General features: G+C 73.3%; 16 protein-coding genes. 8 read left to right on the top strand and 8 right to left on the bottom strand.

What is annotated here, in order from left to right; translation table 11 throughout:
- Position 1: 1 nt before the first annotated feature.
- Complete coding sequence (locus tag IH45_RS0102905; RefSeq protein ID WP_030660740.1) at positions 2 to 958, bottom strand: LLM class F420-dependent oxidoreductase; 957 nt, start codon at positions 956 to 958, stop codon at positions 2 to 4.
- A gap of 298 nt (positions 959 to 1,256) precedes the next feature.
- Here IH45_RS0102905 and IH45_RS0102900 point away from each other — a divergent pair, with 298 nt between their 5' ends.
- The 7 genes from IH45_RS0102900 (at position 1,257) to IH45_RS0102870 (ending at position 8,079) form a co-directional block, all read left to right on the top strand.
- On the top strand, positions 1,257 to 2,447 hold the full coding sequence (locus IH45_RS0102900; protein WP_030660738.1) for a zinc-dependent alcohol dehydrogenase: 1,191 nt from the start codon (positions 1,257 to 1,259) through the stop codon (positions 2,445 to 2,447).
- 55 nt (positions 2,448 to 2,502) lie between these two features.
- Positions 2,503 to 3,525: an SDR family NAD(P)-dependent oxidoreductase gene (locus tag IH45_RS0102895; RefSeq protein WP_030660735.1), complete on the top strand. Its 1,023-nt coding sequence runs from the start codon at positions 2,503 to 2,505 to the stop codon at positions 3,523 to 3,525.
- Positions 3,522 to 4,199: an HAD family hydrolase gene (locus IH45_RS0102890; protein ID WP_030660732.1), complete on the top strand. Its 678-nt coding sequence runs from the start codon at positions 3,522 to 3,524 to the stop codon at positions 4,197 to 4,199. The genes IH45_RS0102895 and IH45_RS0102890 overlap by 4 nt, the downstream gene beginning before the upstream one ends.
- Before the next feature lie 148 nt (positions 4,200 to 4,347).
- Positions 4,348 to 6,153, top strand: coding sequence for a thiamine pyrophosphate-requiring protein (locus tag IH45_RS0102885; RefSeq protein WP_030660729.1), 1,806 nt, complete (start codon positions 4,348 to 4,350; stop codon positions 6,151 to 6,153).
- An 85-nt stretch (positions 6,154 to 6,238) separates the two neighbouring features.
- Positions 6,239 to 6,865 (top strand): hypothetical protein, encoded by a 627-nt coding sequence (locus IH45_RS0102880; RefSeq protein WP_030660726.1) that lies wholly within the window; start codon positions 6,239 to 6,241, stop codon positions 6,863 to 6,865.
- A 177-nt stretch (positions 6,866 to 7,042) separates the two neighbouring features.
- Positions 7,043 to 7,375, top strand: a complete 333-nt coding sequence (locus IH45_RS0102875) for a hypothetical protein (protein ID WP_030660724.1) — start codon at positions 7,043 to 7,045, stop codon at positions 7,373 to 7,375.
- A 14-nt stretch (positions 7,376 to 7,389) separates the two neighbouring features.
- Positions 7,390 to 8,079 (top strand): DNA polymerase ligase N-terminal domain-containing protein, encoded by a 690-nt coding sequence (locus tag IH45_RS0102870; RefSeq protein ID WP_030660722.1) that lies wholly within the window; start codon positions 7,390 to 7,392, stop codon positions 8,077 to 8,079.
- A gap of 9 nt (positions 8,080 to 8,088) precedes the next feature.
- Here the strand turns inward: IH45_RS0102870 and IH45_RS0102865 are convergent, their stop codons facing one another.
- A complete protein-coding gene (locus IH45_RS0102865; RefSeq protein WP_030660719.1) occupies positions 8,089 to 8,391 on the bottom strand; it encodes a helix-turn-helix transcriptional regulator in 303 nt (100 codons plus the stop codon).
- Between the two features lie 66 nt (positions 8,392 to 8,457).
- On the opposite strand from IH45_RS0102865, the gene map reads away from it, so the two are divergent.
- A complete protein-coding gene (map, locus tag IH45_RS0102860; protein WP_030660717.1) occupies positions 8,458 to 9,228 on the top strand; it encodes a type I methionyl aminopeptidase in 771 nt (256 codons plus the stop codon).
- On the opposite strand, the gene IH45_RS0102855 is transcribed toward map, so the two are convergent.
- The 6 genes from IH45_RS0102855 to IH45_RS0102830 form a co-directional block, all read right to left on the bottom strand.
- The gene (locus IH45_RS0102855) at positions 9,212 to 10,441 is read right to left on the bottom strand and encodes a 4-hydroxybenzoate 3-monooxygenase (protein WP_050514479.1); all 1,230 of its coding nucleotides are present in this window, start codon (positions 10,439 to 10,441) and stop codon (positions 9,212 to 9,214) included. The two genes, map and IH45_RS0102855, sit on opposite strands and share 17 nt — an antisense overlap.
- A gap of 5 nt (positions 10,442 to 10,446) precedes the next feature.
- Entirely contained in the window at positions 10,447 to 11,733 is a 1,287-nt protein-coding gene (gene pcaDC / locus IH45_RS0102850; RefSeq protein ID WP_030660710.1) for a bifunctional 3-oxoadipate enol-lactonase/4-carboxymuconolactone decarboxylase PcaDC, read from the bottom strand.
- The gene (gene pcaB, locus IH45_RS0102845; protein WP_030660707.1) at positions 11,730 to 13,235 is read right to left on the bottom strand and encodes a 3-carboxy-cis,cis-muconate cycloisomerase; all 1,506 of its coding nucleotides are present in this window, start codon (positions 13,233 to 13,235) and stop codon (positions 11,730 to 11,732) included. Before pcaB ends, pcaDC begins: the two co-directional genes overlap by 4 nt.
- Positions 13,222 to 13,905 carry a protocatechuate 3,4-dioxygenase subunit alpha gene (gene pcaG / locus IH45_RS0102840; RefSeq protein WP_030660704.1) on the bottom strand — a complete coding sequence of 228 codons (684 nt, stop codon included), beginning with the start codon at positions 13,903 to 13,905 and terminating at the stop codon, positions 13,222 to 13,224. The genes pcaB and pcaG overlap by 14 nt, the downstream gene beginning before the upstream one ends.
- Positions 13,905 to 14,768 carry a protocatechuate 3,4-dioxygenase subunit beta gene (pcaH, locus tag IH45_RS0102835; RefSeq protein ID WP_234440408.1) on the bottom strand — a complete coding sequence of 288 codons (864 nt, stop codon included), beginning with the start codon at positions 14,766 to 14,768 and terminating at the stop codon, positions 13,905 to 13,907. The genes pcaG and pcaH overlap by 1 nt, the downstream gene beginning before the upstream one ends.
- Positions 14,769 to 14,862: 94 nt before the next feature.
- A partial coding sequence (locus IH45_RS0102830; protein ID WP_030660698.1) for a thiolase family protein occupies positions 14,863 to 15,439 on the bottom strand: 577 nt, incomplete at its 5' end.

Below are 15,439 nucleotides of genomic sequence, written 5' to 3'. Positions count from 1 at the left end.
TCTACTCCGCCACCTGCGGCAGCACCTTCGTCCGGTAGAAGTCGAAGAACCCCCGCTGGTCGGGCCCGATCTGGCCGACGTAGACGGTGTCGAAGCCCGCGTCCACGAAGGCCCGCAGCGCGGACACGTGCAGGTCCACGTCGTCGCCGCAGGGGAAGCCCTCCGCGATCTGTTCGGGCGTGACCAGTTGGGTCGCCTGCTCGAAGTGGCGCGGGGTGGGGAGGATCTGGGCCAGTTCGCCGGGGAGCCGTTCGCTGGACCACAGGCGGTGCGCGGTGCGCACGCACTCGTCGCGGTCGGGGCCGTAACAGACCTTCAGGCCCGCCTGTACGGGCTTGTTGCCGCCACCGCCGCGGCGGAAGCGTTCGACGGCGTCCGCGTCCGGCGCCATGGTCACGAAGCCGTCGCCGACCCGGGCGGCCAGTTCGGTGGCGCTGGGGCCGAACGCGGAGACGTCGATGGGCACCGGCTCGTCGGGCACGGTGTACAGGCGGGCGTTCTCCACGGTGTAGTGCTTGCCGTGGTGACTGACCTCGCCGCCCTCGAAGAGCTGCCGCATCACCTGTACGGCTTCCTCCAGCATCTCCAGGCGCACCGACGCCTGCGGCCAGTGGTCCCCGAGGATGTGCTCGTTGAGCGCCTCGCCGCTGCCCACGCCGAGCCGGAAGCGGCCGTCGAGGAGCACCGCGCTGGTGGCCGCCGCCTGCGCCGTCACCACAGGGTGCAGCCGCATGGTGGGGCAGGTCACCGCGGTCTCCACCGGCAGCGAGGTGACCTGGGACAGCGCACCGATCACGGACCAGACGAACGGGCTCTGGCCCTGCGCGTCGTTCCACGGGTGGAAGTGGTCGGAGATCCACAGTTTGGTGAAGCCGGCCTGCTCCGCCATGCGGGCCTGCTCGACCAGTTCCGCCGGGCTGTGCTCCTCACAGGCGAGGAAGTATCCGTACTCGGTCATCGGGGCTCCGTGCGCTCTCGACGGCCCGCGCGGGGCCGGGTGGGTGGGTAGGTGGGTCGCCCCCTCGGGTGAAGCAGCGGGTAACCCTTTTCCCGGCCGTGGAAACCCGCGCGGCGGGCGGCCGGGGCCCGTACCGGCGCCGTACGGAAACGATTCGGCCCGGGCGATGCGGGTACTGGAGCTGCCACGGCAAAGAACACCGCTTTAGACTTAAAAGCGGCTTTTGGGTTACCGGGCGGTCGGTGCTTCCCGGCCGGGTCCGCCCGGTGGGCCGGCCGCCAGGACAAGGAGATCCGCAATGCGAGCCACCGTCTGGCACGGCAAGCGGGACGTCCGCGTGGAGCGCGTCCCCGATCCGCAGATCGAGAAGCCGACCGACGCGATCATCAAGATCACATCCAGTGGGCTGTGCGGCTCCGACCTGCACCTGTACGAGGTCCTGACGCCGTTCATGACGCCCGGCGACATCCTGGGGCACGAGCCGATGGGGATCGTCGAGGAGACCGGCCCGGAGGTGACGGGCCTGAGCCCCGGCGACCGGGTGGTGGTCCCGTTCCAGATCGCCTGCGGCACCTGCCGGATGTGCGGCGATGGCCTCCAGACCCAGTGCGAGACGACGCAGGTGCGCGAGCACGGCTCCGGCGCCGCGCTGTTCGGGTACACCAAGCTCTACGGCTCGGTGCCCGGCGCGCAGGCCGAGTACCTGCGCGTACCGCAGGCGCAGTACGGACCGATCAAGGTGCCGCACGGCCCGGCCGACGACCGCTTCGTCTATCTGTCGGACGTGCTGCCCACCGCCTGGCAGGCCGTGCAGTACGCCGGGGTGACCAAGGGCAGCAGCGTCGCCGTGCTGGGCCTCGGGCCGATCGGCGCGATGTCCTGCCGGATCGCCCGGCACCTGGGCGCCGGGCAGGTGATCGGCATCGACCATGTGCCCGAGCGGCTGGCGCGGGCCCGCCGCGACGGGGCAACCGTCTTCGACCTGGACGCCTTCGACGGCGAGGACGGGCTGATCGACGCCGTCAAGGACGTCACCGACGGCCGCGGACCGGACGCCGTGATCGACGCGGTGGGCACCGAGGCGCACGGCAGCCCGGCCGGGAAGCTGGCGCAGCAGGCCGCCGGGCTGATGCCGTCGCGCTGGGCCGAGAAGCTGATGAGCAAGGCGGGCGTGGACCGGCTGAGCGCCCTGCACCTGGCCATCTCCCTGGCGCGCCGCGGCGGCACGGTCTCCATCAGCGGCGTGTACGGCGGGATGACCGACCCGATGCCGATGCTGGTGATGTTCGACAAGCAGCTCACGTTCCGGATGGGCCAGGCCAACGTACGGCACTGGGCGGACGACATCATCCCGCTGCTGACGGACGACGACCCGCTGGGCGTGGACGACTTCGCCACGCACCGGCTGCCGCTGGAGAAGGCGCCCGAGGCGTACGACATGTTCCAGAAGAAGGCGGACGGCGCGATCAAGGTGCTGTTCACGCCGTGACGGGACGGCGCGGGGCACGCAGCAGGGCGTTCAGGCCGAGGTGAAGGGACCGGGCATGCCGCATTTCGCTTCCGCACCGCCCATCGCGGGGCTGTCGGCCCTGGTGACGGGCGGATCGCGCGGACTGGGCCTGCTGATGGCCCGTCAACTGATGGCGCGGGGCGCCCGCGTGACCATCCTGGCCCGCGACGGGGAGGAGCTGGCCGAGGCCGCCCGGTCGCTGCGCCGCCCCGGCGGCCCGCCGGTCGCCACCGCGGTGTGCGACGTACGCGACCGCGCGGCGGTCGACCGGACCGTCGAGGAGGTCGCGGCGCGCGAGGGCGGGCTGGACATCGTCATCGGCAACGCCGGGGTCATCCAGGTGGGCCCGTCGGCGTCACTGGGGCACGAGGCGTTCCACGACGCGATGGCGTCGATCTTCGACGGGGCGCTGAACACGTCCCTGGCCACCCTCCCCCACCTGCGGCGCAGCCCGGCGGGCGGGCGCCTGGCGCTGATCGGTTCGGTCGGCGGGCTGCTGGCCGTACCGCATCTGCTGCCGTACTCCTGCGCCAAGTTCGCCGTCGCCGCGCTGGCCGAGGGGCTGCACGCGGAGGAGAGCGGGTACGGGGTGTCGGTGACGGCCGTGCACCCGGGGCTGATGCGTACGGGGTCCCACCTGCACGCGCAGTTCGGCGGGGACGCCGCGCGGGAGTACGCCTGGTTCTCGGCGCTGGCGGGCACGCCCGTGCTGTCGATGAGCGCCGAACGCGCCGCCGGGCGCATCGTCTCCGGCGTGCAGCGCCGCCGCCCCCGTGTCGTCCTGACACCGGCCGCCCGGCTGGCCGCCAAGGCGCACGGCCTGGCCCCCGTGACCACCACCCGCCTGTCCTCGGCCCTGGCGCGGGTGCTGCCGCGGGACGCGGTCGGCGAGCCGGGCGTCACCGAGGGCGCCGCGGTGGAGAGCGGCGGGCGGACGGCACCGGCCCCGCGGCTGCGCAAGGTGCTCGGCGCCCTCAACGACCGGGCAGCGGGGCGGTTCAACCAGTGCGGCCGGGCGGCACCGCTCGGCCCCCACGGAAGGAGAAACGACGGGTGAGCCCACGCGGAGCGGCACTCTTCGACGTCGATGGAACGCTGGTCGACAGCACCTACCTGCACGCCGTCACCTGGTGGGAGGCGTTCCGCCAGGCCGGGCACCGGGTGCCGATGGCGGAGATCCACCGGACCATCGGCATGGGGTCCGACCACCTGCTGGACCATCTGCTCAGCGGGGACCGGGATCGCGACGGGGACGAGGCGATCCGTACGGCGCACGGCACGCTCTTCGCCCAGTACTGGGAGCGTCTGGCCCCGCTCGACGGCGCGGCCGACCTGCTGCGGGCCTGCGCGAAGCGCGGCTGGACGGTGGTGCTGGCGAGTTCGGCGCACGGCCCCGAGCTGGCCGCCATGCGTCGCGCGCTGGACGCGGAGGACGTGATCACCGCGGTCACCGGCTCGGACGACGTGTCGGCGAGCAAGCCGGCACCCGACCTGGTCAAGAGCGCCCTGGAGCACGGCGGCGTGGACGCCGACGCGGCGGTGTTCATCGGCGACACGGTCTGGGACGTGCGGGCCAGTCACCGGGCGGGCGTGCCGTGCCTGGCGGTGCTCAGCGGCGGCTACCCGGAGCACGACCTGCGGGAGGCCGGTGCGTACGAGGTCTACGAGGGCCCGGCCGACCTGGCCGAGCGCCTGGACAGCAGCCTTCTCGCGGCACCGGGCGAGCGGTGACGGCCGGTGACCGTACAGCCGGAAACGGCCGGTACCCGGACATCCGGATGAGAACCGTCCGGACGGCCGTGCATCCGTCCGGGCCCGAAGGGGCACACGGAAGGCCGGGCCGGCACCCGCCGTCGCGATTGTGAGAGGAAAGAACCGCATGTCCACCAAAGTCTCCGACCACATCCTCCAGCGCCTGCGCGACTGGGACGTCGACCACGTCTTCTCGTACGCCGGGGACGGCATCAACGGACTGCTGGCCGCCTGGGGCCGGGCCGACAACCGGCCGAAGTTCGTGCAGGCCCGGCACGAGGAGATGGCCGCGTTCCAGGCCGTCGGGTACGCCAAGTTCTCCGGCAAGGTGGGCGTGTGCGCGGCGACCTCGGGGCCCGGCGCCATCCACCTGCTGAACGGGCTCTACGACGCGAAGCTGGACCACGTACCGGTGGTGGCCATCGTCGGGCAGACCGCGCGCAGCGCCATGGGCGGCTCCTACCAGCAGGAAGTCGACCTGATGGCCCTGTACAAGGACGTCGCCTCGGAGTTCTGCGAGATGGTGACGGTCCCCGAGCAGCTGCCGAACGTCCTCGACCGGGCGATCCGCACCGCGTACGCCAAACGCACCGTCACCGCGATCATCGTCCCCGGTGACGTACAGGAGCTGGAGTACAGCGCGCCCACCCACGAGTTCAAGATGGTGCCGTCCAGCCTCGGCGTGTCGCAGTACGCGCCGGTACCGGCCGACGAGGACCTGCGGCGCGCCGCCGAGGTGCTCAACGCGGGCGAGAAGGTGGCGATCCTGGTGGGGCAGGGCGCCCGCGGGGCCCGTGAGCGGGTCGAGGAGGTCGCCGAGCTGCTGGGCGCCGGGGTGGCCAAGGCGCTGCTCGGCAAGGACGTGCTGTCCGACGAGCTGCCGTATGTGACCGGCGCCGTCGGGCTGCTGGGCACCCGGCCCAGTTACGAGCTGATGCAGGAGTGCGACACGCTGCTGGTGATCGGCTCCAGTTTCCCGTACTCGCAGTTCCTGCCGGAGTACGGGCAGGCCCGCGCCGTGCAGATCGACATCGACCCGTTCATGGTCGGCCTGCGCTACCCCTTCGAGGTCAACCTCGTCGGTGACGCGTCCAAGACGCTGGAGCGGCTGCTGCCGCTGCTCAAGCACAAGAAGGCCCGCAAGTGGCGGGAGAAGACCGAGTCGAACGTCGAGCGCTGGTACAAGGTCATGGAGCGGCGCGCCGCCGTCGAGGCCGACCCCATCAACCCGGAGTACGTGGTGCACGCGCTCGACGCGCTGCTGCCGGACAACGTGATCCTGGCCGCGGACTCCGGCTCGGCGGCCAACTGGTACGCGCGCCATCTGCGGATGCGCGGCGGGATGCGCGGTTCGCTGTCCGGGACGCTGGCCACCATGGGGCCGGGCGTGCCGTATGTGATCGGCGCGAAGTTCGCGCACCCGGAGCGGCCGGCGCTGGCGATCGTCGGTGACGGGGCGATGCAGATGAACGGCATGGCGGAGCTGATCACCGCGTCGAAGTACTGGCAGGAGTGGAGCGACCCGCGCATGATCGTCGCGGTCCTCAACAACGAGGACCTCAACCAGGTGACCTGGGAGATGCGGGCCATGTCGGGCGCGCCGCAGTTCGAGGAGTCGCAGCGCATCCCGGACGTGCCGTACGCCGACTTCGCGCGCTCCATCGGCCTGGGCGGCGTCCGGGTCGAGCGGCCCGACGAGGTGGAGAGCGCGTGGCGGCAGGCGCTCGCCGCGGACCGGCCGTTCGTCATCGACTTCCGTACCGACCCCAACGTGCCGCCCATCCCGCCGCACGCCACGCTCGACCAGATCGAGGCGGCGGCGACCGCGATCCTCAAGGGCGACCCGGAGACGGCCGGGGTGCTCAAGCAGGGCGTCAAGGCGAAGATCCAGGAGTTCCTGCCGGGCAAGGGCCACGGGGACGGCCACAAGTGAGCGGCGGGCCGGGCCCCGGGCCCGGCGCCCGTCCGGCACCGACCGACCGACTTCCACCGACTTCCACGATTTTTGAGGAGGACCCGTGGCCAGGCTGACGGCACTGAAGGACTGGCGGAACTGGCGGCAGGGGCGGGCGCTGCGCCCCTCCCCCGGCGCCGACGACGTGGAGACCGCGACCCAGCGCGTCCTGATGTACGGCGTCCTGCCCATGTGGTTCGTGCCGGCCGTCGCCGACTGGGTGATGCACCGGCGTACGAACATCGAGAAGACCACCGGCGTCAAGGAATCCGCGATCCACGCGGTGATGATGGCGGAGGCCGGGGTGCCGGTGCTGGCCGGGCTGGTCGCGAAGGTCAACCCGCTGGTGCTGACGATGATGGGCGGGGCCGCCGCCGCGCACAGCGCGACCGCGATCTGGGACGTGACGGTGGCCACCGAGGACCGCGAGGTGCGCCCGGTGGAGCAGCACATCCACAGCTTCCTGGAGGTGCTGCCGCTGGCGGCGGTCGCCTTCACCTCCTGCCTGCACTGGGAGTCCGTACGGGATCTCGCGCGCGGCGGAAAGCGGCCGGACGCCTGGAAGCTGCTGCCGAAGGAACGGCCGCTGCCGGGGAAATACCTGGCGGGAATCGCGGCCGGGGTGGGCGCTTTCGTCGCCCTGCCGTACGCGGAGGAATTCATCCGGTGTGTGCGCGCCCGTAAGTCCTGAGCGTGGGGAACGGATCGGCCCGGCTTTGCGCGTTCGGCTCGTCGGGGCAGTCACGGGAGCCATTCGTTACGGGCCGCATTTCACGGGTAACCGTAGACCGAGAAACGGCGCACGGCAGGCCCGGGGCAGGTACGCCGGTACGTGTCCGGGGCGTGCGTGAGACAGAGGAGAGACACCATGCCCGCAGGATCGAACGCCAAGCGTGAGCGCCAGTACGAGCACATCAAGGAAGGTGCCGAGAAGCGCGGTACGTCCAAGGGCCGGGCCAAGGAGATCGCGGCCCGTACCGTGAACAAGGAGCGCGCCCGCTCCGGCGAGTCCAAGTCGGCCAGCAAGAGCTCGACCAAGGACAGCAAGTCGGCGCCCGAGCGCGGCGGCCAGCGCTCCGGCAACCGTACCGGCCCCAAGGGCCCGACGCGTGACCAGCTCTACAACGAGGCGAAGCAGCGCGGTGTGGAGGGCCGGTCGAACATGACCAAGGACCAGCTGGCCAAGGCCCTCGGCCGCTGACCCGGCGGGCCGGGATGAACGAGGGACCGCTGCGGACCTATCTGTCGAAACGGCATTTCGACCGGACGTCGGAACCGCAGGGCGGTGATGCGTCGGCCTCCTCCGGGAAGCCGCGGTTCGTGGTGCAGATCCATGACGCGAGCACCATGCACTTCGACTTCCGGCTGGAGGCCGACGGCGTCCTGAAATCATGGTCCGTACCGAAGGGCCCGTCCACGGACCCGAAGGACAAAAGACTGGCCATGCCCACCGAGGACCATCCGCTGGACTACCGGGATTTCGAGGGCGTCATTCCCCGGGGCGAATACGGCGGCGGCACGGTGATCGTGTGGGACCAGGGCCATTACCGCCCGACCGCACACGACAAAAAGGGCCGTCCGGTACCGTTCGCCGAAGCGCTGGAAAAGGGCCATGCGACGTTCTGGATGGAGGGGAAGAAGCTGCGGGGCGGCTATGCCCTCACCCGGTTCCGCGGTGGCCCCGGCAGCGATGAGCGGGAGTCGTGGCTGCTGGTGAAGGCCGACGACGAGCACGCGGGCGACCGGGGCACGCCCGACCCGCGGCGGGCCCGCTCGGCGCTGAGCGGGCACACGCTCAAGCAGGTGGCCGAGGACGTGGCGGCGGAGACCGGCACGGAAGAGGCCGCCGGCAAGGGCGGGAAGAAGAGCGCGGGCAAGCAGGGCGGGCGCAAGGGGCGTACGTGAGTCGCGGACCTACGCGGTCAGCGGCTCCCGTGCGCGGTGGCCGGAGACGGCCGGTTCGGCGCCGGGTCCGGGCCGGCTGATCTCGGCCCACACCGCGTCGAGGGAGAGGCCGAGGACATCGGCGATCGCCGCGATGGTCGGGAAGGACGGCGTGGCCACGCGGCCCGACTCGATCTTGCGGAGGGTCTCCGGTGAGACATGGGCGTCGAGCGCGACATCGAGCATCGAGCGCTTCCCCCTGGCCCGGCGGAGGAGGGCGCCGAGACGCTGACCGCGTTCGACCTCTTCGGGAGTGAGCGGCAACCTGACCATGGGACCGATTCTAGTACCGGTATAGTATGGCCGGTATAGTTATTGGGAGCATGAGAAGGGCGCCGCATGATCGAGATCCTGAACCCCACCCTGCTCGGCCGAGCCAAGGACTCGGGCGCCCTGGTCGCCGGCATCCTGCAGACGCTGAAGAACCGCAGCACGGTCGGCACGAACCTCCTCGACATCGACCGGTGGGCCAAGGCCATGATCATCGAGGCGGGCGCGCAGTCCTGTTACGTCGACTACGAGCCGTCCTTCGGACGCGGCCCCTTCGGCCACTACATCTGCACGGCCGTCAACGACGCCGTACTGCACGGACGGCCGCACGACTACGCGCTCGCCGACGGCGATCTGCTGACGCTCGACCTCGCCGTCTCCCTGGGCGGAATAGCCGCGGACGCCGCCATCAGCTTCATCGTGGGCGACGCGCGGCCCCCGGAGAGCGTCGCGATGATCGGTGCGACCGAACGCGCGCTGGCCGCGGGGATCGCCGCCGCGAAGCCCGGGGCCCGCATCGGCGACATCTCCCATGCCATCGGCACGGTGCTCGGCGCGGCCGGTTACCCGGTCAACACCGAGTTCGGGGGCCATGGCATCGGATCGACGATGCACCAGGACCCGCATGTGCCGAACACCGGACGGCCCGGCCGCGGCTACAAGCTGCGCCCCGGACTGCTGCTGGCACTGGAGCCGTGGGTCATGGCGGACACCGCCGAACTCGTCACCGATGCCGACGGGTGGACGCTCCGGAGCGCGACCGGCTGCCGGACCGCGCACAGCGAGCACACGATCGCCATCACCGAGGACGGGGCCGAGATCCTCACCCTGCCGAAATAGGCACCGCCGTCGTCCGCAACCCCGTGTAGTTCTCCGCCAGTTCGGCCGCCGCGTGCGGGGAGGACGCGATCCGGTCGAGCTGGGCGAGCTGCAACCGGGTGTCGAAGGCGCTCTGGCCGGGGTCGGTGTGCAGGGTCGTCGTCATGAAGTACGAGAACTGCTCGGCGCGCCAGACGCGGCGCAGGCAGGTGTCGGACCAGCTGTCCAGCAGCTCGGTGGCGCCGGTCGTCCTCAGGTGGGCGAAGGCACGGGCCAGTTCGGTGACGTCGGAGGCGGCGAGGTTGAGTCCCTTGGCGCCGGTCGGCGGGACGATGTGCGCCGCGTCCCCGGCGAGGAACACCCGCCCGTACCGCATGGGTTCGGTAACCACGCTGCGCATCGGCAGGACGGATTTGGCGGTGATCGGGCCGCGTTCGAGGTTCCACGGGCCGTCGGTGGCCGAGCGGGCGTCGAGTTCGTCCCAGATCCGCTCGTCCGGCCAGTCGGCGGGGCCGGTGCCGTTCGGGACCTGGAGGTAGAGCCGGCTGACGGTGGGCGAGCGCATGCTGAACAGCGCGAAGCCGCGCTCGGAGTGGGCGTAGACCAGCTCGTCGCAGGACGGCGGCACATCGGCGAGGACACCGAGCCAGGAGTACGGGTACCCGCGCTCGTACGCGCGGCGGGCGCCGGCCGGCACCGCGTCCCGGACGATGCCGTGGAAGCCGTCGCAGCCGACGACGTAGTCGCAGGTGAGGGAGTGTTCCCGGCCCTGGTGGGCGTAACGGATCACGGGCCGTTCGGTGTCCGCGTGCTCGACCGCGAGCGCCCGTGCCCCGAACACCAGCGGTGGTCCCTCCGCGAGCTGGAGGGCGATGAGGTCCTTGACCATCTCGGTCTGCGCGTAGACGAGCACGTTGCGGCCGCCGGTCAGGGACGGGAAGTCGATGCGGTGCGAGCGGCGGGCGAAGCGCAGCCGGATGCCGTGGTGGACGATGCCCTCCCGGTCCAGGCGCTCCCCCGCGCCGCAGGCGCGCAGCGTGTCGGCGGTGCCCTGCTCCAGGATCCCGGCGCGCTGGCGCTGCTCGACGTAGGCGCGGTCGCGGCTCTCCAGGACGACGCAGTCGATGCCGGAGCGGTGCAGCAGCCGGGCCAGCAGCAGCCCCGCCGGGCCACCGCCGACGATGCCGACCGTGGTCCCGGAGGGGGCCGGGGGCGCACAGGACGTGGGGCGCATCAAAGTCACTCTCCTTCCCGGTGTTCGGCGATGACGCGGTCGGCCAGCGCGAACGCGGAGTTGGCGGCGGGCACGCCGCAGTAGACGGCCGACTGGAGCAGGACTTCCCGGATGTCCTCGGCGCTCAGGCCGTTGCGCAGCGCGGCGCGCAGGTGCAGCGCCAGCTCTTCGTGGTGCCCGCGCGCCACCAGCGCGGTGATCGTGACGCAGCTGCGGGTGTGCCGGGACAGGCCGGGCCGGGTCCAGATCTCGCCCCAGGCGTAGCGGGTGATGAAGTCCTGGAAGACGGCGGTGAAGGCGGTGGAGCGGGCGGCCGCGCGGTCGACGTGGGCGTCACCGAGGACGGCGCGGCGGACGGCCGTACCGGCGGCGCGGCGGCTGGGGTCGTCGGTGAGAGGAGCGGTGCCCGGTTCCGCCCGGCCGCCCTCCCCGCCGTCCACCGCCTGCTCCTGGTACGCGGTGAGGTGGCCGAGCAGTGCGGCGAGCACCTGCGCGGGCCGTTCGGCGTTGGCCAGGTGGGCGGCCCCGGCCACCTCGGTGAGGCTTGCGGCCGGGATGCCGTCGGCGAGTTCGCGGGCGTGCGCGGGCGGGGTCGCGGGGTCGTCGCGGCCCGCGACGACGAGGGTGGGCGCGCCGATCCGGTCCAGGTCACCGCGCAGGTCGTACGCGGCGAGCGCGTCGCAGCAGGCCGCGTACCCCTCGGGCGCCACGGTCCGCAGCCCGGCCAGGAGGTCGCGCGCCACCGGCGAGCCGGCGAATGCCGGGGTGAACCAGCGGCCGGGCGTGGTGCCGGCGACCGCCTCGATGCCCTGTTGCCGTACGAGCGCGGCGCGTTCGTGCCACCCTTCCGGCTCGCCGAAGCGGGCCGAGGAGCAGACCAGCGTGAGGGACGCGATCCGCTCAGGATGGTGGACCGCGAGCCAGGTGCCGACCGCGCCGCCGAGGGAGATTCCCGCGTACGCGAACCTGTCGATGCCCAGGGAGTCGGCGAGCGCGAGGACGAGTCCGGCCAGGTCCGCGACCGTGCAGGCGGCCCCGTCCGCACGGGCAGCCCCGTCCGCACGGGCAGCCCCGTCCGCATGGGCAGCTCCGTCCGCACGCCCCGGGAGCACGTCGTACGGTGTGCCGCCGTGCCCGGGAAGGTCCCAGCGCACGACGCGGAATTGCCGCGCCAGTGCCGCCATCTGGGGCTCCCACACCGCGAGCGTGGTGCCCAGGGACGGGCCCAGGACGAGCGGGGGCGCGTCGGCGGGCCCGTCCTCTCGGTAATGCGGGAGGGTGGGTGATGTCATGCGTTCTCCTGCGGGATCGGTGCGGCGGGATGCGTGCCGGGGCGGCTCAGGGCGCGGTCCACGAGCGCCCCTGCCGAGCCGGTGTACGCGGCCGGGTCGGCCAGTTCCCGCAGCCGGGCGGCGGGGAAGGCATCGGCGACGGCGGGGTGCCGCGTGCGCAGGGCCCGGCCCAGCGCCTCGGCCAGGCCGGTGCCGTCCTCGGCGGCCCGGCGCGACACGTCGGTGAGCAGCCGTTTGGCCGTGTCCCGTCCCAGGTGGGCGCCGAGCACGGCCGCGAGGCGTTCGGCGACGATCCCGCCGCCGGTCACGGCGAGATTGGCACGCATCCGCCCGGGGCGCACCCGCAGTGCGGCGGTCAGTTCGGCGGCGTCCCGGGCCGCGCCGCCCACCAGCCGCAGGGCGTCGCGCAGCGGCTGCCACTCCGCGTGCCAGGCCCCGGCGGGCCGTTCGTCCTCGGCGGCCAGCGACCCGTACAGCACCCCGGCCAGCGCCGGGACCTGCCGGGCAGCGGCGGCGATCAGCGTGGCCCGTACGGGGTTGGCCTTGTGCGGCATGGCAGAGGAGCCGCCGCCGCTGCCCTCCGCCAGCTCGCCGGTCTCCGTACGGGACAGGGCCAGCACGTCGGCCGCGACCTTGCCGAGGGCCCCGGCGGTGTGTGCCAGCGCGCCCGCGAGGTCGGCGACGGGGGTGCGCAGCGTGTGCCAGGGCAGCACGGGTTCGGCGAGGCCGGTCTCGGCCGCGTACGCGGCGAGCAGCCGCAGCCCGAGGTCGGACCCGGGCTCCGGCTCCCGGCGGTCGGCCTCGGCGAACGCGTGGAACGCGGCGAGGGTGCCCGCCGCGCCGCCCAACTGCGCGGGCAGCGCGCCCCGTACGGCGGCGAGCCGGTCCCGGGCGTCCAGCACCAGCCCGCGCCACCCGGCGGCCTTGAGGCCGAACGTGGTCGGCACCGCGTGCTGGGTGAGCGTGCGGCCCGCCATCGGCGTGTCGCGGTGCTCGGCCGCCAGCCGGGCCAGAGCGGCCGCGGTCGCGTCCAGGTCGCCGAGGACGGTGTCCAGGGCACGGGAACAGACCAGCATCGTGGCCGTGTCGAGGATGTCCTGGCTGGTGGCGCCGCGGTGGACGAATGCGGCGGCGTCCCGTCCGGCGACGGCGTCCTGCTCGGCCACGGCCGAGGTGAGGGCGTCGACCAGCGGAATCACCGGGTTGCCGCCGGAGCAGGCCCGTACCGCGAGGTCGCGGGCGTCGTACCGGCCGGTGTCGCGGGCCGCCGCGGTGACGGCCTCGGCCGCCGCGGCCGGCGCCAGGCCGACGGCCGCCTGCGCCCGGGTCAGGGCCGCTTCCGCGTCCAGCAGGGCGCGTACGTACGCGGCGTCGCCGGTGGCGGCCTCCACGGCGGAGTCGGCCCGGCCCGGCGCCAGCAGGCCGAGGTCGGCGGCGCCGTGTCCGGCGGCACCGCGTCCGGCAGCACCATGTTCAGCAGCACCGTGTTCAGCGGAACTCAAGGAAGACCGTCTCCTCGCCCGCCTCGCCGCCGCCCGCATCAGGTGCTTGGAGGCGGATGTCGAAGCGGTACCGCCGCTCGCCGTCGGTCCGCGCGACCAGGGTGGAGGCCCGCTGCGCGGGAAGCCCGGACAGCAGCGGATCGGCCGCGTGGGCCGCCGTGTCCTCCGGGAAGTACACCCGGGTGAACAGGTGGTGCAGCAGGCCGCGGGCGAAGACGCACACCGCGATGTACGGTGCCGCGGCCGGACGGCTCGCCGGCGCGGTGGCCGGCAGGGTGCGCAGCGCGTAGCGGCCGTCGGCGTCGGTCGGCACCCGGCCGAAGCCGGTGAACTCCACGCCGTCGCGCCCGACGACCGCGCCGGTCGCCGGGTCGCGGCGCAGCGAGCCGGGCGCGCCGCGCAGGCTCCCGTCCGGCCCGGCCTGCCAGAACTCCAGCAGCGCGTCCGGCACGGGCTCGCCCGCGCCGTCGAGGACGCGGCCGTGCAGGGTGATGGTGCCGGGGTGACCGGCAGGTGCCATCTCCCCGCCGCCGGGGAACGGCAGCGCGTAGCCGTAGAAGGGCCCGATGGTCTGGGAGGGGGTGGGGGCGAGGGCTCCGGGCGTCTGCGCGGCCGGTGCGGGCTGGTGCGGTACGCCCTGGTGCCCGTGCGGTGCGGAGGGGGCGGACATCAGCGTTCCTCCTCGGTCCAGGTGGCGGACGGTCCGTCCAGCACGATGTCCCAGCGGTAGCCGAGGGACCACTCCGCGCGGGCGAGGTCCGGGTCGTACGCGCAGACCAGCCGGGCGCGGGCCTGCGGATCGGTGCACGAGGCCAGGATCGGGTCGTACGGGAACAGCGGATCGCCGGGGAAGTACATCTGGGTGACGAGCCGCTGGGTGAAGGCGGTGCCGAAGAGCGAGAAGTGGATGTGCGCCGGGCGCCAGGCGTTGTGGTGGTTGCGCCACGGGTAGGCACCGGGCCGGACGGTGGTGAACGCGTACCGCCCCTCGTCGTCCGTCAGGCAGCGGCCGACACCGGTGAAGTGGGGGTCGAGCGGCGCCGGGTGCTGGTCGCGCTGGTGGGCGTACCGGCCGGCGGCGTTGGCCTGCCAGATCTCCACGAGCTGGCCGCGCACCGGGCGGCCCGCGCGGTCCCGTACCCGGCCGGCGACGGTGATCCGCTCGCCGAGCGGTTCACCGGCGTGCTGCCGGGTCAGGTCGGCGTCCAGGGCGGTGATGTCGGTGACGCCGAAGGCAGGCCCGGTCAGTTCGACGGCCTCCGGGTCGCGCAGCGCGTCGATCGCGGCGAGCGGCTGCCGCGGATGGCGCAGACGGGTGCTGCGGTACGGGGCGAAGTCGCGGCCGGGATGCGCCGGTACGGGGCCGCCGGCCGCACGGGCGTCGGCGGCGGCGCTGTGCAGCGCGGCGATCTCGCGGTCGATGACGGACTGCGGCTCGGGGCCCGGATCCGGAGGCGGCGGTGCCGCCGCGGGGTCCGCGGGCGCGGTGGCGGCCGGAGGTGCCGGGGCGGCGGATGCGCTCGGTGGAGTCATCGGGGCTTCTCCAGACGTGGGGGCTGGGGGATGTGCGGCCTGATGCGTACGGGGCGGGGTTGGGCCTGCGTATGTCCTGGTATGTCCTGTCCGGTCATCGTTCGAGGACGAGGGCGAGGCCCTGGCCGACGCCGATGCACAGGGCCGCCAGGCCGGTGCCGGAGGAGGGCCACTGTTCCAGGCAGCCCAAAGCCTGCGCGGCGAACGCCTCGTTCAGCTCGAACGTAGCCAGATCCGCCAGGCCGCGCCCGGCCTTGTCCAGGGCGGCGCGGACGGCCTCGACCGGCCCCAGCCCGAACAGCTGCGGCTCGATACCGCACACCGCACTCGCCCCGATCCGGGCCAGCGGCTCACGGCCGGTGGCCCGCAGCCCCTCCGCGTCGACCAGCAGCAGCGCGGCGGCACCGTCGCTCAGCGGGGAGGCATTGCCCGCGGTGACCGTGCCGCCGTCGGTGCGGAAGGCCGGGCGCAGCCTGCCCAGCGCCTCCAGCGACGTGACGGCGCGGATCGCCTCATCGCGGGCCAGGTCCACCCCCGGCAGCGGCACCACCTCGGCGCTGTAGGCGCCCTGCTCCCAGGCGTGGGCGGCCTTGCGGTGGCTGGCCAGCGCGAAGGCGTCCTGCTGTGCGCGGTCGATGCCGTGCTGGTCGGCGATCAGTTCGGCGCCCTCG

The sequence above is a fragment of the Streptomyces rimosus subsp. rimosus genome, from assembly GCF_000720725.1.
In the GTDB taxonomy this organism is placed as follows: Bacteria; Actinomycetota; Actinomycetes; order Streptomycetales; family Streptomycetaceae; genus Streptomyces; species Streptomyces rimosus_A.
The sequence above is the reverse complement of the archived record's forward strand: the minus strand, read 5'-3'. Positions and strand labels throughout refer to the sequence as shown.

Excerpts from the sequence above, each read along its gene's own strand:
- IH45_RS0102905 (WP_030660740.1), bottom strand. The coding sequence starts at position 958 with ATGACCGAGTACGGATACTTCCTCGCCTGTGAGGAGCACAGCCCGGCG.
- IH45_RS0102900 (WP_030660738.1), top strand. The coding sequence starts at position 1,257 with ATGCGAGCCACCGTCTGGCACGGCAAGCGGGACGTCCGCGTGGAGCGC.
- IH45_RS0102895 (WP_030660735.1), top strand. The coding sequence starts at position 2,503 with ATGCCGCATTTCGCTTCCGCACCGCCCATCGCGGGGCTGTCGGCCCTG.
- IH45_RS0102885 (WP_030660729.1), top strand. The coding sequence starts at position 4,348 with ATGTCCACCAAAGTCTCCGACCACATCCTCCAGCGCCTGCGCGACTGG.
- IH45_RS0102875 (WP_030660724.1), top strand. The coding sequence starts at position 7,043 with ATGCCCGCAGGATCGAACGCCAAGCGTGAGCGCCAGTACGAGCACATC.
- IH45_RS0102870 (WP_030660722.1), top strand. The coding sequence starts at position 7,390 with ATGAACGAGGGACCGCTGCGGACCTATCTGTCGAAACGGCATTTCGAC.
- IH45_RS0102865 (WP_030660719.1), bottom strand. The coding sequence starts at position 8,391 with ATGGTCAGGTTGCCGCTCACTCCCGAAGAGGTCGAACGCGGTCAGCGT.
- map (WP_030660717.1), top strand. The coding sequence starts at position 8,458 with ATGATCGAGATCCTGAACCCCACCCTGCTCGGCCGAGCCAAGGACTCG.
- IH45_RS0102855 (WP_050514479.1), bottom strand. The coding sequence starts at position 10,441 with ATGCGCCCCACGTCCTGTGCGCCCCCGGCCCCCTCCGGGACCACGGTC.
- pcaDC (WP_030660710.1), bottom strand. The coding sequence starts at position 11,733 with ATGACATCACCCACCCTCCCGCATTACCGAGAGGACGGGCCCGCCGAC.
- pcaG (WP_030660704.1), bottom strand. The coding sequence starts at position 13,905 with ATGTCCGCCCCCTCCGCACCGCACGGGCACCAGGGCGTACCGCACCAG.
- pcaH (WP_234440408.1), bottom strand. The coding sequence starts at position 14,768 with ATGACTCCACCGAGCGCATCCGCCGCCCCGGCACCTCCGGCCGCCACC.